Below are 26,030 nucleotides of genomic sequence, written 5' to 3' on the forward strand. Positions count from 1 at the left end.
GAATTTAAAAATATATCGTTTGTCAGTATAGCGACTAAACCCTCAAAATAGACGAAAATCTAACTATATAACAACAAAATTCAACCTATTTTTAGGGGGATACCATGATACCTTTATCTAGATCATACTTAAAAAGCCACTTAGAATCGAAAACTCAGATAAGTTTTAATTTAAATTCTGTTCTACAGAATATAAAACAGCGATTAGAACTGTGGCAGCATAATTATCAATCCAGAAAACAATTAGCCCTGCTAAATGCTGATCAACTAAGAGATATAGGGCTCACTCTTAAGCAAGCAAAATTAGAATCTGAAAAAGTATTCTGGAGATAACGAGAGCCGCAAATTAGAAATAATATAAGCCAATGCAAAATATAGTCTATTTATCCTGTATAAATAGAGTAAATATCAGCGGTTATTAAGGATACTAATGAGCGGACATTTGTACTATCTCATGGGCGCATCAGGATCGGGAAAAGATTCTCTTCTCCAAGGTTGTCGCCAACGATTGGAACATAGCCATAATGTATTTATTGCACACCGCTATATTACACGCGCCGTTAGTGCCGGTGGCGAAAACCATATTCACTTAACTGAATCCGAATTTGAGTTACGCAAAAATAATGGCATGTTCTGCATGCACTGGGCCTCTCATGGACATCTATATGGTATAGGGAAGGAGGTGGAAATATGGGTAGCCCAAGGTCATCGCGTAATCATCAACGGCTCTAGAGGCCATTTAGCGGCAGCCAAGGAGCGCTTTAGATCTATTACACCGATCATGGTCACTGTAGAAACGGAGCAATTAAAAAAACGGCTTATTCAGCGAGGGCGAGAATCATTGACTGAAATAGATCAACGCCTAAAACAGCATGCATCGCTTCTCCACTTACTGCAGGATGATTCAATGCTATATATTGACAACAACAACTCCCTTAAAGCAGGTATAGATGCATTAATGAAGATCATTAGTACGGAATCTAATCTCTCTTTAGCCAAAACTTAACTTTCTCTAGGAGCTGATATTGTAATTAGGCGAGGTACTCTACTGATCACCTTCTACCTATCCCTTTTTATATAACCTAAAATCTACTCAGTAGAGCAGAACTACGTATAAATACGGGTTCTAGTTATTCCCTAAAGTGCGAAAATGCTCAATTAAATCTCTCTTCACTAAATGACTACCCGCTTATGACTTTCGAATTATTGGTACTTTTTATTGCAGGCTTTTTAGGTGGGATTTTAAATTCCGTGGCTGGTGGAGGAAGCTTTATCACCTTCCCAGCTCTACTATTTGCTGGTGTCCCCCCCATTATCGCTAATGCCACAAATACCTTTGCATCCAGCGCAGGCTATATCAGCGGAACCTTTGCTTTCCGTAAAGAAATTATGGCGCATAAAACAGAGCTACTAAAAATAACTATTCTAAGTTTAATAGGCGGAGTTGCTGGGGCCTGGCTATTACTACAAACCCCTGAAGCCGTTTTTATGGAAGCTGTTCCTTGGCTCTTACTATTCGCAACACTTCTCTTTATCTTTGGCGGACAATTGAACAGCTCACTGAAAAAGTTGGCGACGATGCATCGACATGCTTCATCTATGGGAGCTCTGTTGCTGGCACTTTTACTACTGGGCGTTGCTACTTATGGCGGCTTTTTCAATGCGGGCTTAGGTATCATTACATTAAGCTATCTAGCCCTAGCAGGTTATAGCGATATTAATGTGATGAATGGGCTCAAACTATTGGTTTCTTCTCTAGTGTCACTCATTGCTATCATCCTTTTTATAATGGATGGTGCTATTGATTGGTATTCAGGCACCGTGGTACTTACAGGCTCCCTTGCCGGTGGCTATGCCGCGGCGATCCTATCAAAAAAGTTACCGCAGCAAGCTGTACGCCAATTGGTTATTTTTGCAAGTATCGCCATTACTGCTTACTTTTTTTATGACACTTATACTATTTAATATGCCAGCTTACATTTATACCGACAATTAATTATCAACAACCATATAACTTGTAGATAAGCCTCTTACTTATGTAAGGGGCTGCATTATAAAAAATCGGCAGAAAATCCCGCTAAATAGTTTTGAGCATAGACCTCAAATCTACAATTAAGTTAGCCAATTCCTCAGAAGAATCCATCATCTGCTTTGATATTTCACTATTGTTTCTTGCCGCTTCACGGATGTTAAAAATATTCTGACTGATCTCTTCAGCAACCGCACTTTGCTCTTCTGAAGCCGTTGCTACTTGAGTCGATCTATCAGTAATATTGATCATCGCTTCATCTACATTATCAAATGAACGCCCAGTATTTTCCGCACGTTCTATATTCGCATGGGCGTGTTGATTACAACGAGCCATTATATCGACGGTCATTGATACTTGCTTTTGGATAGCATCAATTGTCGAACCTATCTCCCCTGTCGACTCTTGTGTTCGTTGAGCTAAGCCCCTCACTTCATCAGCAACCACGGAAAAACCACGCCCATGATCACCAGCACGGGCTGCTTCAATAGCCGCATTTAGAGCCAGTAAATTAGTCTGTTCAGCTATGCTGTTAATAATATTAACAATCTGCTCGACCTCAGCAGCCTTTACTTTAAGCTCTTCGGATGAGTCACTTGCATGCTCTACCTCACCAACAAGCTCTTTAATACCCTCAATCATATCGCCAACAATTACTTTGCCTGTATTTGCTAACTGCGCGGTGGATTGTGTTGCTTCTGAGGTTTGAGCAGTATTCTCCGCAATTTGATGGGCAGTCGTCGACATTTGCGTCGCCGCACTGGCTAACATATCACTCTCAAGGTTCTGTTGCTTTATCCCCTGTGTGGTTTCTTCAATAGACTCTTGAGTTGCTTGCATAAAGTGACTTAAAAGATCGATACTATCCTCTACCCGCCCAATCACCGTTCGAAGACGTGACTGCATCATATAATTAGCTAATTCCGCAGAACCAACCTCATTCATACTACTGGTCATCGCATATTGCGCTAACGGGTTAACATAGATCGCTTGGCTATATTGCCTAATTCGCTTAAGGGGTAAAAGCAGGTAATAATTAGTAACCAGCAGAAGTACGCAAAGAGCGATCGTCACTAGACCTTGCAGCATGGCATTCTCTGGACTAAACGCCGTAACAATCATCGCTAAAGCAAAAAGTAATGTAACTGACATAACCTTAGTCACAAGGCTTGTTGCCTTGATAGAAGCAGGTTTACGTAAAACTTTTGCGTAAGCCTTCTCTGCATGGATGATTTGTTCATCTGTCGGCTTTGTTCGAACTGATTGATAGCCAACCTTTTCTCCCTTTTTATCAAAGAGAGGGGTTATGTAAGCTTGCACCCAGTAGTAATCACCATTTTTGCAGCGATTTTTAACCAATCCCATCCATGGCTTACTTTTATTTGCATGATCCCAAAGATCAGAAAAAGCAGTTGGGGGCATATCCGGATGACGAACAATATTGTGCTGACAACCAATTAATTCATCAGCGTTATAGCCTGATACCTCGCAAAATTCAGAATTAGCATAAGTAATCTGGCCTTTCAGGTCCGTCGTAGAGATCAGCCTTAGTTGATTTGAAAATTTTCGCTCCGTACCCGTGCAATGCATCCTAAGCTCCCATATCGACCAAATGTTCGATTTGTTCCTTGGCTAATTAATCCCCTGCTACCGTATTCTTTAGTTATTGCAGTGTACATAAAAATTAATACTACACACTTTTTAACTCTTTGTTACACATTAATAAGCTAAGCTTAAGTCACCAACAAGAAATAGTTAAATATAATTTTATTCTTATTATTTCAGTATATTAGAAATATCTTCAAAGGCTATCATTAGGTTGAGATATAGCGAAATAAATCACACACAGGACAATAAAAAAATGATGCGGCGCAATAAAAAAGCAAGTAAGTATAATTCAGTTCATTTCAACCTATAACTCAAATGAGCAATCAATTGAGATCAATAGAACGGAAGGTAACACTACTTAGAGAAAAAAAAAAGGCGGTATACCCGCCTTTAACTATTTGTACGAAATACGATTAAAAGCGCTAACAACCCATACGAGGAACTAAAGGTTCTAAGTGATCTAGCTTGCACTTACCCCCTTTTAAGTCATAACCTTGTATTGCCCGCCAAAGCTTATCCCCCTTCCAATCTCTACGCGCCTTATCGTAGCAACAGCTATTGAGTTCATTAATAAGATCACGTACGTCAGATGGTAGTTTCTGCTGCAAACTATTTAAATGCTTACAATCCAGCGCAACTCGCCCCCATGTTAATAATGCATCACGAGCACGATGTGGATCGTTACTTTTACAAGCTTTCTGCAAAGTATTTAAGCTACGTGAAACACTGCTATTCTGCTGAGCATTATGGAGAGTAGAATCGCCCACCGATGACCTAGAACGTTTATAAAATAAGATCGTAATAATACTTCCTAAAATGCCACCAACCACAACCATGACGAAAATTAATATCCAAGATCTATAACTTGCAGCCCACTCTTTCGTTGCTGGATAATCGGCACTTAATTGTGATGGTGATACCGGCGTTATACTCTGTTTATTCTGAACCGAGGAAGGAGCAATCTCTTCGATCGGTGTATTTTCCTTTAAAGTATTTGGGCTATGCTCAGTACTCTCTGTAAAGTTACCTAAATCAGATGGTAGAACGTTAATGGCTTGCTTGGGTAAAATCGCCACTTCTTCTTTATTTGTTTCAGTGTTCCACCAAGGCAACTTAACTTCTGGCAAAATAACCTCTCCCTGCTGGCTCGGGATAATAGTTATCTCTTGTGTCATAGTGACACCCAATTCATTGTTTTTCTGATCTTGCTCGTAAACTGGTTTCGCTGCGTATTGTTTAATACCGAGCAACGACGGTAAAACAATCTCGGGAAGTTGATCTTGACCTATACCTTTGGCCTGAAGCGTAATAATACGGGTAACCGGTTCACCAACCTTCCAATCATCACTACTCATCTCGCTTTTAAGGCTCAAATCAGTGGCTGCAATCCAATCCCGCCCACTAAAACTTTTTGGTATCGGCGTAACCTCTACGGTATAGCTATCGGCAGAAAGGTAGATACGTCGTACAGCGCGGGGATCATTCATACGTCGAAACGGATCAATACTACCATTCACATTACGTATTTCAGCACTAAGTTTTGCTCCCTCAATATTTAACGCCCCACTTTGCTGAGGGATAATAAGCCATGATTGCTCAACAACCAACATCTCTCGACCATTTAATGTTTGGCGATACTGGCGCTGTTCACCTAAGGGCTGAATCAGCGCTTTACCTTGTTTAATCGTTGGCTCTTGAAAAGACGCATTATAAATACGCTGTCCTAAGACAAGGTTCATTTGATAGATAATCGGCTGTTGCACCCTAGGCTCAGAGTCGGACAAGGTGGAAAGTAACTCAACTCCTCCATCCACCGCCGATAGCTGTTTAACGGGTTTTACTTCTATTTCATGCGATTGGCTTTGTTGGCTATTAAGGCTTACAGCTGGGACCTCTAGTTTACCCGCACGTTTTGGCGCTAAAGTAATGATAAGTTTGGTACTCGTTTTCAATTCACCATTGATAATACTGGTTCCTGATTGGTGACTGCGACTAATAATCTCAAAGTCTTCTTCTAAGGGCGATAGATCTACGCCTCTTAAATCATTTTGTGTGAAACTCAGCATTAATAAAAATGTTTGTCCCTGCTCAACCACATTACGATCAATCTGACTACTAATAGCCGCATGAAGCTGAACGCTGGTCAGTAACATCAATACAATTGATAATAACCTAAATAATCTCACCACTGTTTCTCCTCAACCGCTTGCCCACTAGACTGCTGACGATATTGATAGATAAATTTCCTTCTCCACAGTCCAGCAGGATCATCCTCAATCCGGTTCAATAATTGCTGTCGCGCTTGCTCCGCCTCATCTAAAGGTTGGCTTATTTGTTCTGCTCTCCCGGTAGGCGCTATCCCGCTAGGCCTCACTTTTTTATCATCAGCGGTATTATCTTCAATATCATTCAAGGCTGCAGTCGAATCCGACTCATCCTTCAATTGTTGATCGATCTTATCTTTTAAGGCTTGTTGTAGCTGTTCATCAGCAGCCGATTTATCTTGTTCGCTAGATCCCTGACTCCCCTCGGAGGAAACCTGGTCATCAGACACAGTGTTTTTTGTGTGCTGTTTTGGTACTTGGGATTGATTGTCAGAACCACCTGTTTGCTGATTAGCCTTTTGCGATGAGCCATTTTGTGCCCCAGCACCTTCAGTATTACTATCGCTAGCCATACCTTCCTCTGAATTTTGGCCGTTAGCATCTTCGTTGTCAGAACCATCTCCATTGTTTTTCTGGGAGTTTTCCTTTTGCTGCCCGTTAGGCGTGGCATTATTTTGCTTCTGCTTCGATTGCTGTTTAAACAACTCTTCTACCACGTTACGGTTATAACGCGCATCCTCAAAATCAGGCTGCGCCTCAAGAGCCTGATCATAGGCATTTAAAGCACGTTCTAACTCGCCTTTACGCGCTAAAATATTGCCAAGGTTATACCATTCAGCAGGTGTCTGAGGTGTTACAGTTACCGTTTCAGCCTTATCATATTGACCACTCTCATAGTATGAAAACTGTTTCCACTTCGGGTTTTCAAAGACCTCTGCAGCACCCGCCTTATCCCCTGACCGATAAAGCGCTAAGGCTTGCTGATCTTTCGTTTGCCAGAGGTCTGCCCACACTTGGCGGCTACTCGCTACACTATCCTCGCCCTTATGGTCAGTCGCCTTAACGGGTTCTGCTTCTGCTGAGTTGCTATATCCCCCGCCTCCGAGCAGCACGATAGGAAGCAACAACGGTATAAGTAGCGCAACGATACCCCGACGAAAAACCATTAAGACAAACGGCAGAGCACACAAAATAAACCAAGGTCCTTCAGCTACCCATCTATCCATTTTTTCGTTAGATTCAGCCGGCCGTTGTTCATCTCGCTGAAATTGAGCAACCAAATAATTAATATCACTATCATCGACCGTAATCATTTTTGCTTGGCCACCACCAAGGCCTGCAGATTCTTGCATAAGCGACGCCTGCACCTTAGCAACGATGACTTGCCCATTTTGATCTTTTAATATGCCTTGTTCTGTATTAATTGGTGCACCCTGCTCAGTACCCACCCCCAAAATCGAGATCTGACGACCTTGGCTTTTTAGACGAGTAGCAATGGCTGCAATATCTACAGGGAGAACTTCATCACTTACCAATAAAATATTACCTCGTGCGATACCTGCCTGAGTTAGTAGCTGATCAGCTAGTATAAGCGCCTTATCCGCTCGACTCCCTTGAACAGGCATAATCTCAGGGACCATTGCTGGCAATTGGGCCAATATGGTATCGCTGTCATCCGTAAGCGGAGTTACGCTAAACGCTTCAGCAGCATAAACCAGTAACGCTACCTGCGCGTCGGGTATACGTGCCAATAAGTCTTCAATCTTGAAGCGAGCCCTCTGCAGCCGACTGGGTTTAATATCCTCGGCATTCATTGATGCAGAAAGGTCCAACGCAATGACTAACGCATTACCTTGTTTAAAAACAGGTTGAGGTTGTTTTTCCCAAACAGGCTGAGCCGCAGCCACAATTAATAGTAAGGCTGCTATTAGCAAACTTATAAAGAGCCGTGAGGAACGTCCCTCGCCTTTTTGCTCTAGAAAAGGAATTAATTCAGGATCACAGATCGCTTGCCAGTAGGTACGATTGACACGCTTTTTAGCAGAAAAATAAGCAACGGCGACGGTTACAGGAATTAGCAAAAGCCAACTGGGCTGTAAAAAATGAAATGTAGTTAACATCGTAAAAAAATCCATCCTTTACCCTTCCTTCACATACTTAAAAGAGAAAAGAAGCAAGATAAAAGCTAAGAGTAACGCCGCTAACAAAGGCCAATGATAAAGCGACTCAATGGGGCGAAAAAACTCATTATCTTGCGAGATAGGTTCGAGCTCATCTAACAGCTCATAAATTTCAGCTAGCTGATCGATATCCCGTGCACGGAAATATTTACCGCCCGTTTTGTCTGCAATCGAGGTGAGCGTAGCTTCATCAATATTACTGTTAGAGGATGCTTGCATGTAAGAATTAAAACCCGAAAAAGCCCCTAACAACCCTAAGCGGGTATCCGCCCCGACACCTATGGTATAAATTTTAAAGCCTTCTTTAGCTGCTAATTCAGCAGCCACTAATGGGTCTAAAGCACCAGCATTACTCGTACCATCAGTTAGTAATATTAAAACTCGCTGTTTCTTATCAGACTTTTGGAAACGCTTAACCGCAAGTCCGATCGCATCTCCTATCGCCGTTGACTTACCCGCTAAGCCAATTTGAGCCTCATCCAGTAACGCTTTCACAGTTTTCCGGTCATGCGTCAAAGGCGCTTGAACATAGGCTTTTTCACCAAACAGTATTAAACCGACACGATCACCTTGCCGCCGTTCAATAAAATCCCCCGCAACAATTCGGGTAGCAACAAGGCGATTAATCAACTGTCCGTTGAGCTCAAAATCCGTTTCAAACATACTTTCAGACAGATCAACAGCCAGTACTAAATCTCTACCCTCTAATTGCTGTGGAATGGGTTCACCCAACCACTGCGGTTTCGTAACAGCCGCGACTAAAAACAGCCAAACAATAAACGCTAAGATAAAGCCGGTATAGCTATTACGACCAACGAGGCTATGCTGCCCACCCACTGCGTTTTCCATTTGATCAATAAAGGGAACATATAAAGCATTATGATTTCTGCCACTTGCTGGGGGTAACATCATTCTTACTAATAAAGGCAGTGGTGCCAACAACCATAACCAAGGCCAAGCAAACTCAAGCATGAGAAGCCCCTTTAACCTGTTTGATCCATAGCCGTGAAAACTTAATCAAGGCAGCACCATCTATAGTGCCAGAATGTTGCTCCTGATAGGGGCCTTGGGCTAACACGTCAAGTACAGCGGAATCAGGTGCCGCGCCAGTTTCTTGCAAAAAGTGACACCAACGAGCACCCGACAAAGGGGCGACCTGTTCCCTTGGGTAGAGGGAAAGCGCAAGTCGTTTCAACAGTGCATTACTTTGCATGACTAACCGTTTACCGTCTTGATCTTGCAAGAAATTCTGTTCAAGCAGCTTTAATTCCTCCAGTGCATAACGTCGAGGGTCACTCAGTTTTTTCCGCAAATAACAGCCACAAAATACAACAATAATGATCAGACTAATAATTAATAACCACCAACCATAAGCCAACGGCCACCAGCTGATCATATCCGGCGTATGCATATCACGTAGAGGGATCTGACTATAATCCATTAGGTCCTCCATCTAAGCTGAATAAGGGGTGCTGATTACTGTGCCAATGAGCAAATTCAACCCCTCGGAGGTTTCGTAGCTGCTCCAAAAGATCTATCCGTTGTTGAAATTGTGCGTGATAGTTCGCTTGCTGTTTTGCATTGGCATCGATTACAACTTCACGACCTTTACCCATAAAGCGATAATGCTTACCCGAAGGTAGTTTCGCTTCCAAAGGATCAGAGATAAGCACCATTTTTAGCTCGCAACGCTGTGCTATACGCATAAGGTGTTGCTGCAGCGTTGGATCAACATCATGAAAATCACTAAACAGATAAATAAGGGTTCCACTACTTAAAAGAGGTTCAATCTCTATTAATTGAGTCGTCAATGACGCAGTGAGAGTATCCGATTTATCGGTAAACCCTTGGGATAGCGCAGAGATCATCTGCATTACTTGTTGGCGGTTGTTTGTTGGCTTAAAAAGATCGCCCGAGTCATTAGCCAAAATACGGCCACCCACTCTATCCCCGTTTGCCAATGTAGTCCACATAACCATCGCTGCAGCGTAAGCTGCTAACACTGATTTATAATGGCCTCGCGTTGCAAAATGCATTGGTTGTCGCAAATCTGTCACTACAAAGACAGGGCGCTCACGCTCTTCTCGATACAGCTTCGTATGCGCTTCGCCGGTTCGAGCCATAAGCCGCCAATCTAAATGTCGAATATCATCACCAGGTTGATACTCGCGCACATCATCAAACTCCATACCCCGACCTCGAATATGGCTTAAGTGATGGCCTTCTCGAATAGCCATACGTTCACGTTGCTGCCCCCTTGCTGGCGGCCAATACCGTAAGCTGACTAACTCATCTAAGGTTAGTAAGTTACGGGCAGCCGGAACCGGCCTTGGGCTACTGTCTCCCTGAAACATATAAACTACCGCCTACTACTATGGTACAGCCACGCGAGCAATAAGCTCTGCAATCATTTGATCTTTATCTAGCCCTTTAGCTTCTGCGACGTAACTTAAACCAATTCGATGACGCAGCACACTGGGGGCGATCTCTTGAATATCATCCGGTGTTACGAAGTCTCGACCCGCTAACCATGCTTTTGCCCGGACCGCCCGATCTAAAGCGATTGTGGCACGTGGACTCGCCCCAAACACAAGACTCCCTTTAAGATCATCCCCATACTTCTCTGGCTCGCGAGTCGCCATAATAAGCGCAATTAAGTAGTCTTCAAGGTTAGGGGCCATATAGGTACCCATAATGGACGAGCGAACACGAAAGAGATCATCTTCAGTCAAAGCAATCTCCGCCAATTTGGTTTGGCCACCTAGGCTTGATGTGTGTTCATTTCGCACAAGAGAGAGAATCTCTTTTTCCTGTTCGTGATCTGGATAATCAACCCTAATATGCAACATAAAACGATCCAATTGAGCTTCTGGAAGAGGATACGTTCCCTCTTGCTCTAACGGGTTTTGTGTTGCCATCACCATAAAAAATTTAGCTAAAGGGTATGTTTTACCCGCCACCGTTACTTGGCGTTCGGCCATCGCTTCCAGCAACGCTGATTGCACTTTAGCCGGTGCTCGGTTGATCTCGTCAGCCAAAAGTAAATTACAAAAAAGAGGACCCGGGCGAAAACTAAACTCCCCCTTTTGAGTGTTATAAATCTCCGTACCTGTAATATCACTAGGTAACAGATCTGGTGTAAACTGTGCGCGATGAAAGGTGCCTTCGAGCAAGTCACTTAATGCATGAATCGTACGGGTTTTTGCGAGTCCAGGTGGACCTTCTAACAGCACATGTCCATCGGTAAGCAGCGCAATTAACAAGTACTCTATTAATTCTTCCTGAGCTACCACACGTTTTTTTAATGCCTCAGACAGGCTCATCACTTTCGCTTGTAACGCAACCGCCTCAACGGTCTCAGTTGCCACATCTGCTGTCATTCCATTACTCCTAGAACCTTTTAACTATGTTAATTCAATGGGTTAACGCTTGAAAAATGAGGTCAATTCTATTTATTTCAAGGCAGTTCAACACCCTCTGACTGTCGATTTACAAAGAAGTTTCAATGATTAAAATCAGCCTCTTCTTATTAAAAAGATAAAAAAAAGCCATGCGTTTGGCATGGCCTATTTTAAGCAATGGAGTCAGCATCAATGATCTGAAAGCTGATCCTCACTCAGAAGTCCGTATTTTTTAATTTTGCGATGCAGCGTTGATCGACTCACGCCCATTGCTTTAGCCGCGCGGGTAACAACCCAACGATGTTGCTCCAATATATTTTCCAACGCCTCTTTCTCTGAAAGGTTTCCAGATTCACTTGAAATAGATAAAACCCGTAAAGGCGGAGTGTTGCTATTAAGCTCTTGCTCATTCAACAAACGCTCTTCATTTGAAAAAACCTCATCAGGTAAATCTTCGACGCAGATAATATCTCCTTCTTTCATACATAAGGCATATTGAAGAACATTTTTAAGCTGTCGAATATTTCCAGGCCAACTATAGGCAGTTAAGATATCCATCGCTTTCTGATCAATATCTACAGTCTCAGCTTCCCCTTCATCAAGACAGAGGCCACTTAGCACTTTATCTATAATTACCTGTTGATCGCTACGTTGACGCAAGCTCGGCAATGAGACTTGGAAGCCACCAATACGATAGTATAGATCTTCCCTAAACTCTCCACGGGCCACATACTCTTTTAGATCACGGTGAGTCGCGCAAATAACATTTAAACTGACGGGGACAGGCTCATGTTCACCTAATGGGATAATTTCACTTTCTGCCAGTACACGCAGCAAACTAGCTTGCAGCTCTAATGGCATATCACCTATCTCATCAAGAAATAAGGTACCACCATCACTAGCTTGAATTTTACCAACCTTGCCAGTTTTAAGGCCGCCAGTAAACGTACCAGCACCATAACCAAATAACTCACTTTCTATCAACGATTCAGGAATAGCTGCACAGTCCAACGTAATAAATGGTTTGTCCGCGCGGTTACTGCTCTGATGCAAAGCACGTGCCCAAACTTCCTTACCCGTCCCAGTCTCCCCTTGTAAAAGAATGCTAATGCCTTTATTGACAATTTTTTGGCAGCGCGTTGCCTGTCTTAACAGTGCAGGCTCCTTACCTGCAGCCAACACTAAGGGGGTATCGGTTGGCACAGAGCTTTCAACCGTTAAGGGTCTTGATGTCGCAATCCTCGGCTGCGACTTCTGCACAGAGTAAGCAGTATTTTGTAGTAAGCTCGCATGAAATTTGTAAGGCTTACCCATAACCTGCATATAGTGCTCAACAGCGCCCGATCCGGCCGACTCTAACTGCTCGAAGCTTAAATCAAAAATATCTTGAAACTTTTTGCCAACAATTTCATAGCGATCGCGACAGCCTAATGTCAATAGAATGGGGGTCGTTGCAGCGACGATAGTACCACTTTCATTAACGGCAACTAAGGCTTTTGTAATAGAAACAACAGGTGAAACCGAAAAGCTAATTACACGTTGATTAACATACGCATCTTTAAACACTATCGCTTCGATTTCATCGGCGGTTTCACACACCATATTTAGTGCCAGCGCCTGCCCCAAACGATTCCCTGTCGCAAAGGTGGAAGCATCAATAGCACCAAAAGGTGTTCCATCTGGAGAGATCAGCGGTGCTGCTGAACAACTAAATCCCTGTAAGTTACTACCGTAATGCTCTTCAGCATAAACGGTGACGGGACTACACTCCGTTAAGCATGTACCTACGCCATTTGTCCCAACAATGCTTTCTGACCACAAAGTACCTTGTCGTAGCCCTTTTGCTACCAAATCATGGCCTACACTTGACTCAGCAAATGATTTAACCGCAACACCTTCTTCATTGGTAATAAGAACGGTATAACCACTATGTTTAGATAAGGTTCGAATTTTATCAAAAACTTCGACCGAATCATTTAATAGCTTTTCTAAAGGCCCTTGGTGTTCTTTAATTTCAGAATCAGTTAGTGCTACCAACTCCACATCAACATGTTCCGAGATTTTATATCTGTCTCGACACCGCTCCCAAGAGCTTTCAATGTATCTATCAGTTAAAGTATCTCCGCTTTTTGGAGTTTTCATCCTGTGAAAACTCTTAGTATCAGAACGATCTGCACTTTTAGAAGACATTATTTCACCTGCTCACTCCTTGCCTAGCTTATATAATGCATAAGACAAGGTGATTTTTATATTTATAGTTGTGTCAGTCTGCGGCACATTAGGACATATATGCAACAGTTATTTACCAAAATTACCACAATATACCCTTAAACCATAAGCGTTTTTTGCCATATTTAACGTCACAATGTCGTACATTATAGTTCACACGTCCCATCAGAACGAATACTCATCAGCATGATAGGAAGACCTTACCAAAGGACCACATGCTGCATGCACAAACCCCATGTCAATTGCCATATCATGTAATCGATCAAACTCTTCAGGTGTTACATAGCGATCAACAGGGAGATGATGCTTGCTCGGTTGCAAGTATTGACCAATGGTAATCATATCCACATCAGCTTCTCTCAGCGCCCTCATCACCTCATGAATTTCGCTTTCACTTTCACCTAACCCCAACATAATACCTGACTTTGTCATAATCTCAGGATGATGCTCTTTAAAGGTTTTAAGCAGGCGCAACGATTCTTCGTAGTTAGAACCTGGACGAATCTTTTTATAAAGACGCGGAACTGATTCGAGATTATGGTTCAGTACATCAGGCACACAATCTTTAAATTTATCAATAGCATCGTTTAATCGACCACGAAAATCAGGTACTAAACATTCGATTCTGATATGTTCACTTCGTTGACGAATTTCCTTAATGCAAGAAACAAAGTGACCAGCTCCCCCATCACGAAGGTCATCTCTATCTACTGACGTAATTACGACATATTTTAATCCCATACTCGTAACCGCTTCAGCCAGTTTTGCCGGTTCATCGCTATCCAGCTGATTGGGCCGTCCATGAGCAACATCACAAAAAGGGCAACGGCGAGTACAGATATCTCCCATAATCATAAAGGTCGCAGTACCTTTACTAAAACATTCATACAAATTAGGGCAACTAGCCTCTTCACAGACTGATGCTAAACTATGCTGACGTAAGGTCTGCTTTATCCCATCAACCTTGGGTGAATTGTTATAGCGTACACGAAGCCAATCGGGCTTTCTAAGCTGATCCTCTCTAGTTGTGGGCACAATTTTTACAGGAATACGGTCAACCTTGTCCTGACCTCTTTGTTTTATTCCCTGTTTAATACTTACTTTCTGCATAACAACGGAAAACTCCAAAAAATAAAAAGGAGCGCGTGATACGCGCTCAAAAGTTCTGCTTTGGGAGCGCAGAAGCGGAGGTGACAACAACCTTAACTTTCAACTTCCAGATAAATGAGACATAAAAAAAGTACGTTAACGTCCATATACACCTACTATTTAAATAATCACCTTAACCTTAGCCACAAACAAAGCAAAACCTAGACCAATAAAAAAATACACACATAAACCTCTGAATAAAAAGGGGAATTAACATCAATCCCGAAATCATCTTAGGCGTAAAAAAACACTACCGTCACAGTATGTCTCAAGAAATGAAACACTCTGTAGTAACCACACAAGGTATCTAAATAGATATCTACCTGGTGGCTTCTCACCAGTTACGAGCTCTACCCACTCTCCCTCCCCTATGTACTGCGATTTTAGCCTCTAAAACATCTAATAAAATTGATATTTTATTAAAACCCAAACCAAGGACTCTCTATGCGGCATAATCTTTGCTTTTACAAATTGTGGTCTGAAGTGCCACACGAATAATTATTAAAAAACACTGAAAAAGGAAATAACGATGAACTGGACAAAACCAGCTTATAAAGACCTTAGAATTGGTTTCGAAGTAACAATGTACTTTGCTAACCGCTAAGTAAAAAATCTTAATACATACGTGCCCGCCCCTGCTATGCAGGGGTTCTAAGCAAACACCAAGTCAACTTACCGCTCACAGATACTTTATAAGAACAAACTCAAATCAAGTTGAGCCGTCCTATCAAACATAATGAAACACTTTGACTCAAAAGACTGAAACAGAGTGGCTCAATAATATATTTCATCTCACGATACCTAAAAAAACATAATAGATACGGACACTGTAGGGCATAAGCTGTAGGGTATAAAAAGCAACCCAACAACTGGCACAAAAAGTGTATTCCTCCCAGATAAACACCAATAAAGCATGGAATACACACATGAAAAAAACAAAAATACTTACAGTACTTATCTTCCTTTTGGCATCCCAAATCGCCCAGGCAGGAATGCCTGGTATGCGCGGCGTTCAACATCTTGGTCTCACCGTTCCTAACGTGAAGGAAGCTACTGCATTTTTTAAAGATGTAATTGGCTGTGAGTCATTTTTCTCAATCGGCCCCTTTGGACCTTTCGAAGATGATTGGATGACAGAAAACCTTAATGTTGATAAGAAAGCCGTCATAAAAACAGCTCACCTTATGCGCTGCGGTAATGGCCCAGCCCTAGAAATTTTTGAATATTCCGCACCTGATCAAAAGCAAACACCCCCTCGCAATAGTGATATAGGTGGTCATCATCTTGCATTTTATGTTGATGACATGGAAAAAGCCGTAGGATATTTGGAACAGAAAGGGATAAAAATACTGGGTAAACCTCATACCTTTACTGACACTGGAATGAAAGGCCTAACTTGGGTTTACTTCATGGCGCCATGGGGAATGCAGCTTGAGATTGTTAGCTACCCATTTGGCCAAGGTTATGAAAAAGAAACCGGTCGTAGAATGTGGGACCCGCGCTACTAACAGATACTTCACTCTACTATTTGAACCCTATTCATAGCCCCTCCATTTTAAGGTGGTGCTATGAATAGAAGGTGGCCAAAATAATGAAAAAAATATTCGCACTATTTACACTACTATTCTGTTCAATCGCTCAAGCGCATTTCACGCATTTTGAACCCCGTATAATCCATCTTTATCAAGACAACCAAGACACTATTGCCTTAATGCGTATGCCCCTACCTCTAGTCCTTCTAGACAACACATGGCAAGGTATAGATAGCAATCAAGACCTACCGTTCACAGAAAAAAGAGCTGCACCTGAAGGGAATGATTATTTTATTAAGCATGATGAAGTGCGAACAACGCTTGATCGTTTAAAAAACTACATCAGCCAAGGCTACACATTCACAAAAGATGGCGCTACTCAGCCCTTCTCTGTTGAACAGATACATATTTTTAATACCGATAGCCGGAAACCATTCAGTGACCTAGATACTGCACTAGAAAATTTTAACGGAGAGCTGGTCATCACTCCCGACGCAACCAAGCTATTTGATTCAGGCATTGATATTCAATTGCGCTTGCCGAATACATCAATTGTCGAAAATGATATTACGATCACAAGCTATTTAGGAGATAAGTTTAACGCCATCACTCGATTAGCTAACATCATTACTCTCCACATAGATGAGCAACAGATCTCTGAAACTACCGTCGGGGTTTTAGACTACTCCTCTCAGCATCAGCCTACGCTTTCTCATAAATTAATGGGCGGATTTAAGGATGGGTTTAGTCATATTTTGATTGGTTTAGACCACGTGCTTTTCGTCGTCTTATTGTTTTTTAGTGCTCCAACCTTCTTAAGGCTTTTATCACTCGCCACAGCCTTTACGATTGGACACTCATTTAGTTTATTCGTAGGAGACAGCGCACCGATATCATCTCCTCTTTTTACCCCATGTATCGAACTCTTAATTGCTCTAACCATTGGCATAACAGCCATCGCACTGTTTTTTAATAAAGCACAACATTTAGGCACAACACCCCTACTTATTATCGGCGTTATTCATGGCTTTGGTTTCTCATTTGTATTTAGTGAACTAGCACAGGAGGGAGCTCAAACGAGTCTTATTAACCTTCTCGGTTTCAATCTTGGAATAGAGGCAGGACAGTTATTTATCTATATAGTGATTTTTGTACTTACTTCACTGCTCAGTAAGAAGCTTATATTCAACAAACCGCTTCCTTATTATGTTTCTTTAGGTACGCTCGCCGTATCAAGCTATTGGATAGTCACTCGCGCTATTCCTCTGGTTGAATACGCGACCGCTTAAAAAGAAAAACAGAATGAATGCGAGAGGATTAAACCTCTCGCAGATATGACCATAGAGAATCGCTACCCCTTAGCAAATACTTTAGAGTTACGCTCATTTCGGAAGGTAAACTCATCAGGATTATTAACCACCGCTTCCGCACGTTCCCGCGCTTCTTCGATCAGGTGATGATGCTCCGACTTAGCACAGACCGGGTCTGCATTGTACATATCCCCTGTCAGCATAAAGGCCTGACAGTGACAACCACCAAAGTCTTTATCTTTCTCATCACAGCTACGACACGGCTCTTTCATCCAGGCATTACCACGGAAGTGATTAAACCCAGGACTCGTATCCCAGATCTCCTGTAAGCTCATCTCGGTAACATTCGGGAACTCGATCGGCAACATTCGTGCACTATGACACGGGAGCGCTTTACCATCCGGCGTAACCGTCAGGAACACTTGCCCCCAACCATTCATGCAGCCTTTAGGCCGTTCTTCGTAGTAATCAGGTGTCACGAAGATCAGCTTGATCGGATTACCTTCAGCCGCTAGTTTGGCACGGTACTCATTGGTAATACGTTCAGCACGCTCAAGTTGCGCACGGGTTGGGAGTAGCTGTTCTACGTTTTCATAAGCCCAGCCGTAGTATTGGCAGGTGGCTAACTCAACATAGTCGGCATCAAGCTCCACACACAGTTCTATAATACGGTCGATGCGATCAATATTATGACGATGGGTGACGAAGTTGAGCACCATAGGGTAACCTTGGGCTTTAACCTCTTTAGCCATTTTCAGCTTTTGTTCAAAGGCTTTTTTAGAGCCCGACAGCATACTATTAACCGATTCGTCACTGGCCTGAAAGCTGACTTGGATATGATCTAAGCCAGCCTGCTGAAACTCAGCCATTTTATGCTCATTCAGCCCGACCCCTGAGGTGATTAGGTTGGTGTAGTACCCCATCTCATGGGCGCCACCAATCAGTTCAATCAGGTCTTTACGAACAAGAGGCTCACCGCCTGAAAAACCCAACTGAACCGCCCCCAGATCTCGCCCTTGTTGGAAAACATCCAACCATTGCTGGGTGGTAAGTTCGCCACCAAAGTCAGAAAAATCAAGCGGGTTGGAGCAGTATGGGCATTGCAGTGGGCATTTGTAGGTCAGCTCTGCGAGCAGCCAAAGTGGCTGCCCGTGAGATTTGTCATCGCTAATTATCGGCGGTGTCGGTTGTGCGTTACAAGGTGATCCAGTGTTGGCCATGTGCTTCTCCTAGAAACTCGATAATATCGCCACTCAGATCACCCGAGTCAGGGAACTTGGCTTCCAGCTCTGATGTAATGGCGGCGACGGAACGCTCGCCATCCACTAAGCCTAGAATCTCGCCCGCGGGACCGTTGAGTTGAATCATTCCTTCAGGGTAAAGCAACACAAAACAGTTTTGTGCTTTTTCCCATTGAAAGCGAAACATCTTATTTAACACCGGCACTGAGGCCGCTGTTATCTCAATATCACTCATTAACCTATCACTCATTAAATAACCCTTTGTGATAAACCCGTTGATCCGTCACTGTATGGTACGGTGGACGTTTCAGCTCATAGGCCATGGTCATCGCATCTAGCATGCTCCAAAGGACATCCAGCTTAAACTGCAGAATCTCAAGCATACGGTCTTGTTGCTCACGGGTGGTGTAGTGATCAAGGGTAATACCTAATCCATGTTCCACATCACGACGGGCTTCCGACAGACGGTTTTTAAAGTACTGATAACCATCATCTTTAATCCAAGGATAGTGCTGTGGCCACGTATCTAAACGGTTTTGGTGAATCGTTGGCGCAAACATCTCCGTGAGCGAGGAGCTAGCGGCTTCTTGCCACGAAGCACGACGGGCAAAGTTGATGTAAGCATCCACTGCAAAACGCACACCCGGTAATACATGCTCACAGGAGAGTATCTCTTCTCGATTCAGGCCTACGGCCTCACCAAGACACAACCAGGCTTCGATCCCACCCACAGCGCCGTTGTAGCCATCATGATCCAACACACGTTGCACCCAATGTCTGCGCACATCACGATCAGGGCAGTTAGCCATAATCGCGGCATCTTTTACGGGAATGCTAATTTGGTAATAGAAACGGTTAGCCACCCAACCTCGAATCTGTTCGGGGGTGCATTTACCGTCATACATGGCGATATGATAAGGGTGTTGCGTATGATAAAAATCGCCTTTCGCACGTAGCGCCGCTTCAAACTCATCGCGGCTCATCGGCTGTTTATCGCTTGCTTTGCTTGTCATAATTTCTATGGCCTCTACACATCACTGGTAGGCTTAAAGCTCTATGGACATTCCGTCGTAAGAGATCTCTATACCATGGGAAAGAACTTCTGCATGCTCGGCAGAGTCTTCATCCAGTATCGGGTTGGTGTTGTTTATATGAATCAGTACTTTGCGCGGTTTTTCCAACGTATCTAAGTACTCGATCATGCCACCCTTCCCTGACTGCGGTAGATGCCCCATTGCTACGCCCAGCTTGTCACCGACACCGGTAACGATAAGCTCGTCTTCCTGCCAAATCGTGCCATCAACAAGCAACACATCGGCGGATTCCATATACGCGCGTAGATGGGGTTCAATCTGACCTAAGCCAGGTGCATAGAACAATTTTTTACCGGTGCGGGTATCTTCGATTTGTATACCGATATTATCACCCGGATGCGGATCATCACGGTGAGGCGAGTACGGCGGCGCACTGCTCAACAACGGAACCGCGGTCAACGTTAACTCTGGCACTTGAGGAACAACAAACTCATTCGCCTCATCGCCATCATTAATTGGAATGCGGTTAATATTATTCCCCCCATTCCAATGTTTAAGCATATTAAAAACAGGGAAACCTGAGGTCAGGTCCTGCTCAACCATCTCAGTGCACCAGATATTGTGGGGACACCCTTCACGCAGCATCAATAAGCCGGTGGTGTGGTCGATCTGACTATCCATATAAACGATCGCAGCAATCCCAGTATCGCGGATTGCACGATTCGGTTGCATAGGGCCAAAGTTGGCAAGTTGTTCACGGATGTCGGGCGAGGTATTAAAGAGAATCCAGTTCTCGCCATCAACACTGACAGTAATGGAGGATTGTGTTCGGGTTTTTGCATTGATAGTGCCGGCACGCACGCCTGCACAGTTACGACAGTTACAGTTCCACTGAGGAAAACCGCCGCCAGCGGCTGAGCCTAATACTTGTACTTTCATTATTTTTCTTCTAGTTGATTACTTTATTACAGGCTTTTTGGTATCTATAAAAATAAGAGGTAGAACTAATAAGGAAAGGCGCCTAACCAAAAAAGCTATTCAATAAATCATTTTATATTACAGCTTTGATTAGACGCCGATCTTATGCAACTTATAGATATACAGTTGCGACCATCATCTGGGGAAGATGAAATAAAGCTTAACGGTTTGCAAAGTACATAGTAACTTCAAAACCAATTCTTAGATCGCTATACGTAGGTTTAGACCATTTCATAAGTAACTCCTATTATTAAATTTATTATCTCTTGTTTTAATATTGCTTATCAAAGTGAAACACCTGTTGCAGAAGCGGACAGCTGTTTGCGATATACAGGCATTACACTTCTTACGTAAATACCAAGCTAGATTCATGCCAAAATATCAAATTACGCATACTTACCGCATGATTTCATGCCAACTCTAATTCGACAAAAGCACTTCGGGGTTAAAGCCCATAATTAATGCCCCCCAGTGTCTACCATCCACAAAGACAGGAATTGATAGCTCATTAAGTATTTCACCTGTATCGCGTATATATGTCTGCATAAGGAAAGGTTGTGTATGAGTTGCCCTGCGCTGCTCTGAGCGCGTATCAAAGAAAATCCGCCGATTACGACTTTGGAGATTATCAATTGAGAAATCCCCGATCATAGGCTTAGACACTTTTTTATGATGTGTAGCTATATAGCCACGTTGATCCACCAATACGGTATAGATAAACTCAGAGTTCAACTCTATAAAGCGATCAATGACAGTCTGAAAACAACCATCAAACTTATCCGTACAAGATGTTACAAATTTTGCTGGCTGCTGATCTGGATTAACCCGCTGGTAATTAGTATCAAAAATATTACAACGCTGACCAAGCTCTTCGAGCAATCCCTGTAACTCACCATGAAAGCCCCTACCCTTTACAATAATGCTCTCAAAAGCACCATAACCAATAATGAAACGAGACAGTAACTCTTGACTCTCCTCAGTCGATACCTCTAGATCATTAGAGAAACTCTGAGAGTGCTCCATCTCCTGCTTAATATCCGCAGAAATTTTAGTAATCAGATCCACCTGCTTATGAGAGCTTTTATTGGTGTACGAAAGCTCATCAATAGCAGCACTAATACTGGACAACTGACCATCCACCTGTTCAAAGTCAGTTACCAACTGGCCAAACTGAACGGTTGTTTGTTCGATAAACTGCCCAGTCGATTCAACATAACCCAAAATATTCTTGGCGCTACTCCCTGTATCTGATACTAAGGATGACATCTGAGAGATATTTTTATCAATCTCGCTCGTAGCTGAGCCCACTTTTTGGGCCAACCCTCTGACCTCATCAGCCACAACCGCAAACCCTCGCCCAGCGTCACCCGCACGCGCAGCCTCAATAGAGGCATTAAGCGCTAACAGGTTTGTTTGCTCAGAGAACTCCTGAACCATCAACAATATTTGCGTAATATTTTGCGAATTTGCATGCAAGCTCGCGATTTTAGTTTGAAACTCACTAACTAGCTGCTGAATGGCCTCAACCTGTTCCTGGACCTTCAACAGCTCTGAACTGGAGCCCCGTACATCATTAAGATTTGATGAATTCTGCTCGCTTATTTGGATAGTACTTCTAGCGATCTCCTCTATAGCCTGAGTAGACTCACTACTAGACTGAAAAACCTGATGCGCTTTATCCTCTTGATCACTTGCGTTATTACTTGCCTGCCCAATCACTTTTTTGAGGCGTGCCGCCGACACCGCAATGTTCACACTTCTTGAACGCGTATCCGCAATAATATCCTTAAGCTTAGAAGAGAACTCATTATAACTCCGTGCCATAACCGAAATTTCATCACAGGTATAAACAGGTAGCGTTACTGATATGTCCCCCCCTTTTTCTTTAATAGCACTTAAAACCCGAGTAATATCTTGGATCGGTTTGAGAAAAAGATGGCGCATAAAAAAAATAGTGAAAATACCACCCACCAAAGCCAACCCCACCGTCACTGAAGCCGATAACCAAAACATACTTAAGGCATCCACCAACAACAGCTTAGTCGATTCAGCCACCTTAGCAGACAACACAATCGACTCAACATATTGTGTATGACGATAAGTTAGAACCATCAAAACAATATTAGGAATGATCAGAAAAGAGACATTACCTACTATCTTTTTAGTAAGAGAATTAAATAAAGTCCGTTCAATACTTTTATATAAACTCATATATCCACTGCTCTTCTTTTTATAATTATCTTTAAGGGCTCAACCCAAAGCACTTGCAAACAGGCTTCCCAATTGTCAGAAACCACTTTTTAACAACGAGCGATGAGCAATAACCAAGACTTTTAGTTATCAAGATATATGCCAAAAATAAAAAAGTGCAAAAATAAGTAAATAAAAAAGGAGATAAGAGCTCTAGACATCCCCAATCAAAGCGAGACAAATCCATCTTAGGTATGAAACACTAAAAAGAATAATAAAATGGAAAAAATAAAATACGCCACCAAACAAAACAAAATCGACATCGGCACCTACATCAACAACCTACCACCAACACTACAGATCCTTTGCCCTTATGAGCAAAAATACTAACTCTGTGGACAAAAAGCGACAACTGTTGCAAAACTTCAACATCTGTATCATTTTCGTCCCGAGTACAAACCCTGCACCAAACCACACAAACAGAAACACCTGCCTCAACGCAGCAAAAAAACGGTGCACAACAGCAGCAGATGCATTAATTAATCTTTCCTATCAAATAGTTATAAAAAACAAACACAAAGAAACACTTTTAAGGCACGATAAAACCGCCTTATATTTCAACCAATTCCCACATGCAAGTCATGCAATTTAAAGCCGTATTTTGAGCCTGCCAACTATGAAAATCACACACATAAAAGAAAATTTAGGCTGGCATACATCCTGCAAAGATTTCATGAACAATGAAGCCAAACATTGCTACAGTAGAACTCGTATAACAAAAAGCCTTACAATTTAAATAGCGTGAAAGCATGCTCTCATCTATATAGATAAAATTGTAAAGGCAGGAGCGAATCCAGCATGAGAAATATGCCACAAATAAATGGCACCAAGGACGTTGTCGCCTATGTAACAGGGAATTTACAAGATCGAACAATTATCCCAGGAGATCGAATCGCTAGATCATGGGAAAGAAGCCTATTAAAGCATGGCCTAGACCCTAAAATCCCCCAACCCGTAGACATCCTTACTCATTATGAGATCCAAGAGCAGCTACAGTTACATGAGGACTATCTAAATATTGCTCGAAATGGATTAACCGGCTTATCAAAACGTATAGCTAACGCAGGTTTTTCCGTCTTACTCACAGATGAATTCGGATTAACGTTAGACGCACGCCTGCCAAAAATGTTTAAAGATACATGCCAAGAGGCAGGGCTATTAGTCGGCTCAACTTGGAAAGAATCACAAGCTGGAACCAATGGCATAGGCACTTGCTTAGAAGAAAAGGAATCCATGATAATTCACCATCATGAGCACTTTTTCGCCAACCACAGCGCCCTAAGTTGCTCAGTCACCCCTATTTTTGATCCACTAGGCAATCTAAAAGGCTGTTTAAATGCTTCATGCCTCAATGTCTCCGGTAGCAAAGAAAATCAATTTCTAACCCTGCAAATGATTATCATGTACGGCAGGATGATTGAAAATAGCTATTTCCGCCAAACGTACCGAAGCCAGATTACAATGAATGTAAAAGAAACTAATAACTTTTCTGACTTAGCACAGGAACAGCTATTAGCAATTAACGAACGCGGCGTTATTATCGGCGCGAACCGTTCAGCATTCGCAGAATACGAAAGCCTACTAGATCGAGGCCAACAATTACTTGGCACCCAAATTGAGGATATTGTTGGTTTAAATGTGGATCAACTACTCACCCAAAGCAACGGTGGTGCATCAACAATCAGGCAGCAATCACCAAAGCTACTTGATGAAATAGAGATAGCTATTCGAGTCCCCGCTAATAGGGCAATGAGAAACAATCAAGAAAATACCATAGCAAAACAAAAAGATATCGCATCACCTTCCGTAAAACACAAGCACCCTACTTTAGAAAAACTAGCTGGGGAGGATGAAGAAGTACTTCGTAATGTGCAACAAATAAGGCATATTATCAACAAAGATATCCCTATTCTAATTACAGGTGAAACTGGCACAGGAAAAGAAGCCTTTGCTCGCGCAATCCACGACGCAAGCAATAAAAAGAACGGCCCTTTCATTGCCTTAAATTGCGCCGCTATTCCAGAATCTTTAATAGAAAGCGAGCTATTTGGCTACAAAAGCGGCTCATTTACTGGCGCTAACCGTAAAGGAATGAAAGGAAAGCTCGAACAAGCAAATGAGGGCACAATATTTCTTGATGAGATAGGAGATATGCCTGCACAGCTGCAAACACGCTTATTACGAGCACTCGCTGAACGTGAAATAATGCCTCTCGGCGCAACCGCTCCTATCCCATTGGATATACAAGTCATTTCAGCAACCCATCAAGACTTAATGCAACGAATAAAAGAAAAAATGTTCCGTGAAGACTTTTACTATCGGTTAAATGGGATGTCACTAAAACTACCCTCCCTTCGCGAGCGCAATGATAAAGACTTCATAATAAACTGCATACTAGACAGTGAATTAGGCGGCGCAGACGGGGTAGCATTTGCACCTCAAGCACGGCAGATTCTTCACGATTATCATTGGCCTGGCAATATACGCCAATTAGCGAACGTGCTCCGCTACGCCCTCGCGGTGTCAAAAGACAAGCATATCACCGTTGACGACCTCCCTATTGAAGTTCGCGCATCCAAAGAAATATACAAAGAAGAGGAAATTATTCCTGAAGCTGAAAAGTCAATGAGCTTATCCGATTTTGTAAGCGACGAAGAAGGCCGCCGCTTAATTGATGCGCTACGCCAATATCGCTGGAATATAACTCAAGTTTCTGAAGAACTTAATATTTGTCGTTCGACCGTTTACAGAAAAATGAAAAAATACAATATAGTTCAACCTAACGATATATATTAAAATCCATTAATCCATTAAAGGCTGGGGCTCATTGCCTCAGCCTTTATATATCACTACAACCTACCTAATATTTTTATTATTTATAAACAATCCTCTTACACACCTATTATTCAAAACAGAATCAGCACCAACGATACTTCCTCTATCCACACCTACAAAAACACACTGTTCAATAAAAGCCAACACCTT

At 42.6% G+C, this 26,030-nt stretch carries 22 protein-coding genes; 7 read left to right on the forward strand and 15 right to left on the reverse strand.

Annotated features, from left to right (window positions below; translation table 11 throughout):
• Positions 1 to 104: 104 nt before the first annotated feature.
• The 3 genes from ACOQOE_RS11425 (at position 105) to ACOQOE_RS11435 (ending at position 1,964) form a co-directional block, all read left to right on the forward strand.
• Complete coding sequence (locus ACOQOE_RS11425; protein WP_067869201.1) at positions 105 to 332, forward strand: DUF1127 domain-containing protein; 228 nt, start codon at positions 105 to 107, stop codon at positions 330 to 332.
• Positions 333 to 429: 97 nt separating this feature from the next.
• The gene (phnN, locus tag ACOQOE_RS11430) at positions 430 to 1,005 is read left to right on the forward strand and encodes a phosphonate metabolism protein/1,5-bisphosphokinase (PRPP-forming) PhnN (protein WP_420554055.1); all 576 of its coding nucleotides are present in this window, start codon (positions 430 to 432) and stop codon (positions 1,003 to 1,005) included.
• Between the two features lie 185 nt (positions 1,006 to 1,190).
• The gene (locus ACOQOE_RS11435; protein WP_420554056.1) at positions 1,191 to 1,964 is read left to right on the forward strand and encodes a sulfite exporter TauE/SafE family protein; all 774 of its coding nucleotides are present in this window, start codon (positions 1,191 to 1,193) and stop codon (positions 1,962 to 1,964) included.
• Positions 1,965 to 2,076: 112 nt separating this feature from the next.
• On the opposite strand, the gene ACOQOE_RS11440 is transcribed toward ACOQOE_RS11435, so the two are convergent.
• The 9 genes from ACOQOE_RS11440 to lipA all read right to left on the reverse strand — a co-directional run bounded on the left by ACOQOE_RS11440 (position 2,077) and on the right by lipA (position 14,661).
• A complete protein-coding gene (locus tag ACOQOE_RS11440) occupies positions 2,077 to 3,618 on the reverse strand; it encodes a PAS domain-containing methyl-accepting chemotaxis protein (RefSeq protein ID WP_420554057.1) in 1,542 nt (513 codons plus the stop codon).
• Positions 3,619 to 4,058: 440 nt separating this feature from the next.
• A complete protein-coding gene (locus ACOQOE_RS11445; RefSeq protein WP_420554058.1) occupies positions 4,059 to 5,822 on the reverse strand; it encodes a BatD family protein in 1,764 nt (587 codons plus the stop codon).
• Positions 5,819 to 7,861 (reverse strand): VWA domain-containing protein, encoded by a 2,043-nt coding sequence (locus ACOQOE_RS11450; protein WP_420554059.1) that lies wholly within the window; start codon positions 7,859 to 7,861, stop codon positions 5,819 to 5,821. The genes ACOQOE_RS11445 and ACOQOE_RS11450 overlap by 4 nt, the downstream gene beginning before the upstream one ends.
• Positions 7,862 to 7,879: 18 nt before the next feature.
• Positions 7,880 to 8,893, reverse strand: a complete 1,014-nt coding sequence (locus ACOQOE_RS11455) for a vWA domain-containing protein (protein WP_067869182.1) — start codon at positions 8,891 to 8,893, stop codon at positions 7,880 to 7,882.
• Positions 8,886 to 9,362, reverse strand: a complete 477-nt coding sequence (locus tag ACOQOE_RS11460) for a DUF4381 domain-containing protein (protein WP_067869179.1) — start codon at positions 9,360 to 9,362, stop codon at positions 8,886 to 8,888. Before ACOQOE_RS11460 ends, ACOQOE_RS11455 begins: the two co-directional genes overlap by 8 nt.
• The gene (locus ACOQOE_RS11465) at positions 9,352 to 10,275 is read right to left on the reverse strand and encodes a DUF58 domain-containing protein (RefSeq protein ID WP_420554060.1); all 924 of its coding nucleotides are present in this window, start codon (positions 10,273 to 10,275) and stop codon (positions 9,352 to 9,354) included. The genes ACOQOE_RS11460 and ACOQOE_RS11465 overlap by 11 nt, the downstream gene beginning before the upstream one ends.
• Before the next feature lie 18 nt (positions 10,276 to 10,293).
• Complete coding sequence (locus ACOQOE_RS11470) at positions 10,294 to 11,301, reverse strand: AAA family ATPase (RefSeq protein WP_067869173.1); 1,008 nt, start codon at positions 11,299 to 11,301, stop codon at positions 10,294 to 10,296.
• A 210-nt stretch (positions 11,302 to 11,511) separates the two neighbouring features.
• Positions 11,512 to 13,512 carry a sigma-54-dependent Fis family transcriptional regulator gene (locus ACOQOE_RS11475; RefSeq protein ID WP_420554061.1) on the reverse strand — a complete coding sequence of 667 codons (2,001 nt, stop codon included), beginning with the start codon at positions 13,510 to 13,512 and terminating at the stop codon, positions 11,512 to 11,514.
• Between the two features lie 204 nt (positions 13,513 to 13,716).
• Positions 13,717 to 14,661, reverse strand: a complete 945-nt coding sequence (gene lipA, locus ACOQOE_RS11480) for a lipoyl synthase (protein WP_067869167.1) — start codon at positions 14,659 to 14,661, stop codon at positions 13,717 to 13,719.
• Positions 14,662 to 15,229: 568 nt separating this feature from the next.
• On the opposite strand from lipA, the gene pqqA (ACOQOE_RS11485) reads away from it, so the two are divergent.
• The 3 genes from pqqA (ACOQOE_RS11485) to ACOQOE_RS11495 all read left to right on the forward strand — a co-directional run bounded on the left by pqqA (ACOQOE_RS11485) (position 15,230) and on the right by ACOQOE_RS11495 (position 17,521).
• Positions 15,230 to 15,304 carry a pyrroloquinoline quinone precursor peptide PqqA gene (gene pqqA / locus ACOQOE_RS11485; RefSeq protein WP_075107990.1) on the forward strand — a complete coding sequence of 25 codons (75 nt, stop codon included), beginning with the start codon at positions 15,230 to 15,232 and terminating at the stop codon, positions 15,302 to 15,304.
• Between the two features lie 322 nt (positions 15,305 to 15,626).
• Positions 15,627 to 16,208, forward strand: coding sequence for a VOC family protein (locus tag ACOQOE_RS11490; protein ID WP_420554062.1), 582 nt, complete (start codon positions 15,627 to 15,629; stop codon positions 16,206 to 16,208).
• A gap of 83 nt (positions 16,209 to 16,291) precedes the next feature.
• Entirely contained in the window at positions 16,292 to 17,521 is a 1,230-nt protein-coding gene (locus ACOQOE_RS11495) for a HupE/UreJ family protein (RefSeq protein WP_420554063.1), read from the forward strand.
• A 62-nt stretch (positions 17,522 to 17,583) separates the two neighbouring features.
• Here ACOQOE_RS11495 and pqqE read toward each other — a convergent pair whose 3' ends face one another.
• The 6 genes from pqqE to ACOQOE_RS11525 form a co-directional block, all read right to left on the reverse strand.
• Positions 17,584 to 18,762 (reverse strand): pyrroloquinoline quinone biosynthesis protein PqqE, encoded by a 1,179-nt coding sequence (gene pqqE / locus ACOQOE_RS11500; protein ID WP_067869979.1) that lies wholly within the window; start codon positions 18,760 to 18,762, stop codon positions 17,584 to 17,586.
• The gene (gene pqqD / locus ACOQOE_RS11505; protein ID WP_231868004.1) at positions 18,737 to 19,033 is read right to left on the reverse strand and encodes a pyrroloquinoline quinone biosynthesis peptide chaperone PqqD; all 297 of its coding nucleotides are present in this window, start codon (positions 19,031 to 19,033) and stop codon (positions 18,737 to 18,739) included. The genes pqqE and pqqD overlap by 26 nt, the downstream gene beginning before the upstream one ends.
• The gene (gene pqqC / locus ACOQOE_RS11510) at positions 19,026 to 19,796 is read right to left on the reverse strand and encodes a pyrroloquinoline-quinone synthase PqqC (protein WP_067869982.1); all 771 of its coding nucleotides are present in this window, start codon (positions 19,794 to 19,796) and stop codon (positions 19,026 to 19,028) included. Before pqqC ends, pqqD begins: the two co-directional genes overlap by 8 nt.
• A gap of 33 nt (positions 19,797 to 19,829) precedes the next feature.
• Positions 19,830 to 20,756, reverse strand: a complete 927-nt coding sequence (gene pqqB, locus ACOQOE_RS11515; protein WP_067869985.1) for a pyrroloquinoline quinone biosynthesis protein PqqB — start codon at positions 20,754 to 20,756, stop codon at positions 19,830 to 19,832.
• Positions 20,757 to 20,955: 199 nt separating this feature from the next.
• Complete coding sequence (gene pqqA, locus ACOQOE_RS11520) at positions 20,956 to 21,030, reverse strand: pyrroloquinoline quinone precursor peptide PqqA (protein ID WP_075107977.1); 75 nt, start codon at positions 21,028 to 21,030, stop codon at positions 20,956 to 20,958.
• Between the two features lie 185 nt (positions 21,031 to 21,215).
• Positions 21,216 to 23,006: a methyl-accepting chemotaxis protein gene (locus tag ACOQOE_RS11525; protein WP_420554064.1), complete on the reverse strand. Its 1,791-nt coding sequence runs from the start codon at positions 23,004 to 23,006 to the stop codon at positions 21,216 to 21,218.
• An 837-nt stretch (positions 23,007 to 23,843) separates the two neighbouring features.
• Between ACOQOE_RS11525 and ACOQOE_RS11530 the strand changes: the two genes are divergently transcribed.
• The gene (locus ACOQOE_RS11530; protein WP_420554065.1) at positions 23,844 to 25,841 is read left to right on the forward strand and encodes a sigma-54-dependent Fis family transcriptional regulator; all 1,998 of its coding nucleotides are present in this window, start codon (positions 23,844 to 23,846) and stop codon (positions 25,839 to 25,841) included.
• Positions 25,842 to 26,030: the final 189 nt, after the last annotated feature.

Source organism: Neptuniibacter marinus (assembly GCF_965223595.1).
Classification (GTDB): domain Bacteria; phylum Pseudomonadota; class Gammaproteobacteria; order Pseudomonadales; family Balneatricaceae; genus Neptuniibacter; species Neptuniibacter marinus.

Bases quoted from the DNA above. Each gene is read 5' to 3' on its own strand.
- ACOQOE_RS11425 (WP_067869201.1), top strand. From the start codon at position 105: ATGATACCTTTATCTAGATCATACTTAAAAAGCCACTTAGAATCGAAA.
- phnN (WP_420554055.1), top strand. From the start codon at position 430: ATGAGCGGACATTTGTACTATCTCATGGGCGCATCAGGATCGGGAAAA.
- ACOQOE_RS11435 (WP_420554056.1), top strand. From the start codon at position 1,191: ATGACTTTCGAATTATTGGTACTTTTTATTGCAGGCTTTTTAGGTGGG.
- ACOQOE_RS11440 (WP_420554057.1), bottom strand. From the start codon at position 3,618: ATGCATTGCACGGGTACGGAGCGAAAATTTTCAAATCAACTAAGGCTG.
- ACOQOE_RS11450 (WP_420554059.1), bottom strand. From the start codon at position 7,861: ATGTTAACTACATTTCATTTTTTACAGCCCAGTTGGCTTTTGCTAATT.
- ACOQOE_RS11455 (WP_067869182.1), bottom strand. From the start codon at position 8,893: ATGCTTGAGTTTGCTTGGCCTTGGTTATGGTTGTTGGCACCACTGCCT.
- ACOQOE_RS11460 (WP_067869179.1), bottom strand. From the start codon at position 9,362: ATGGATTATAGTCAGATCCCTCTACGTGATATGCATACGCCGGATATG.
- ACOQOE_RS11465 (WP_420554060.1), bottom strand. From the start codon at position 10,275: ATGTTTCAGGGAGACAGTAGCCCAAGGCCGGTTCCGGCTGCCCGTAAC.
- ACOQOE_RS11470 (WP_067869173.1), bottom strand. From the start codon at position 11,301: ATGACAGCAGATGTGGCAACTGAGACCGTTGAGGCGGTTGCGTTACAA.
- ACOQOE_RS11475 (WP_420554061.1), bottom strand. From the start codon at position 13,512: ATGTCTTCTAAAAGTGCAGATCGTTCTGATACTAAGAGTTTTCACAGG.
- lipA (WP_067869167.1), bottom strand. From the start codon at position 14,661: ATGCAGAAAGTAAGTATTAAACAGGGAATAAAACAAAGAGGTCAGGAC.
- ACOQOE_RS11490 (WP_420554062.1), top strand. From the start codon at position 15,627: ATGAAAAAAACAAAAATACTTACAGTACTTATCTTCCTTTTGGCATCC.
- ACOQOE_RS11495 (WP_420554063.1), top strand. From the start codon at position 16,292: ATGAAAAAAATATTCGCACTATTTACACTACTATTCTGTTCAATCGCT.
- pqqE (WP_067869979.1), bottom strand. From the start codon at position 18,762: ATGGCCAACACTGGATCACCTTGTAACGCACAACCGACACCGCCGATA.
- pqqD (WP_231868004.1), bottom strand. From the start codon at position 19,033: ATGAGTGATAGGTTAATGAGTGATATTGAGATAACAGCGGCCTCAGTG.
- pqqC (WP_067869982.1), bottom strand. From the start codon at position 19,796: ATGACAAGCAAAGCAAGCGATAAACAGCCGATGAGCCGCGATGAGTTT.
- pqqB (WP_067869985.1), bottom strand. From the start codon at position 20,756: ATGAAAGTACAAGTATTAGGCTCAGCCGCTGGCGGCGGTTTTCCTCAG.
- ACOQOE_RS11525 (WP_420554064.1), bottom strand. From the start codon at position 23,006: ATGAGTTTATATAAAAGTATTGAACGGACTTTATTTAATTCTCTTACT.
- ACOQOE_RS11530 (WP_420554065.1), top strand. From the start codon at position 23,844: ATGAGAAATATGCCACAAATAAATGGCACCAAGGACGTTGTCGCCTAT.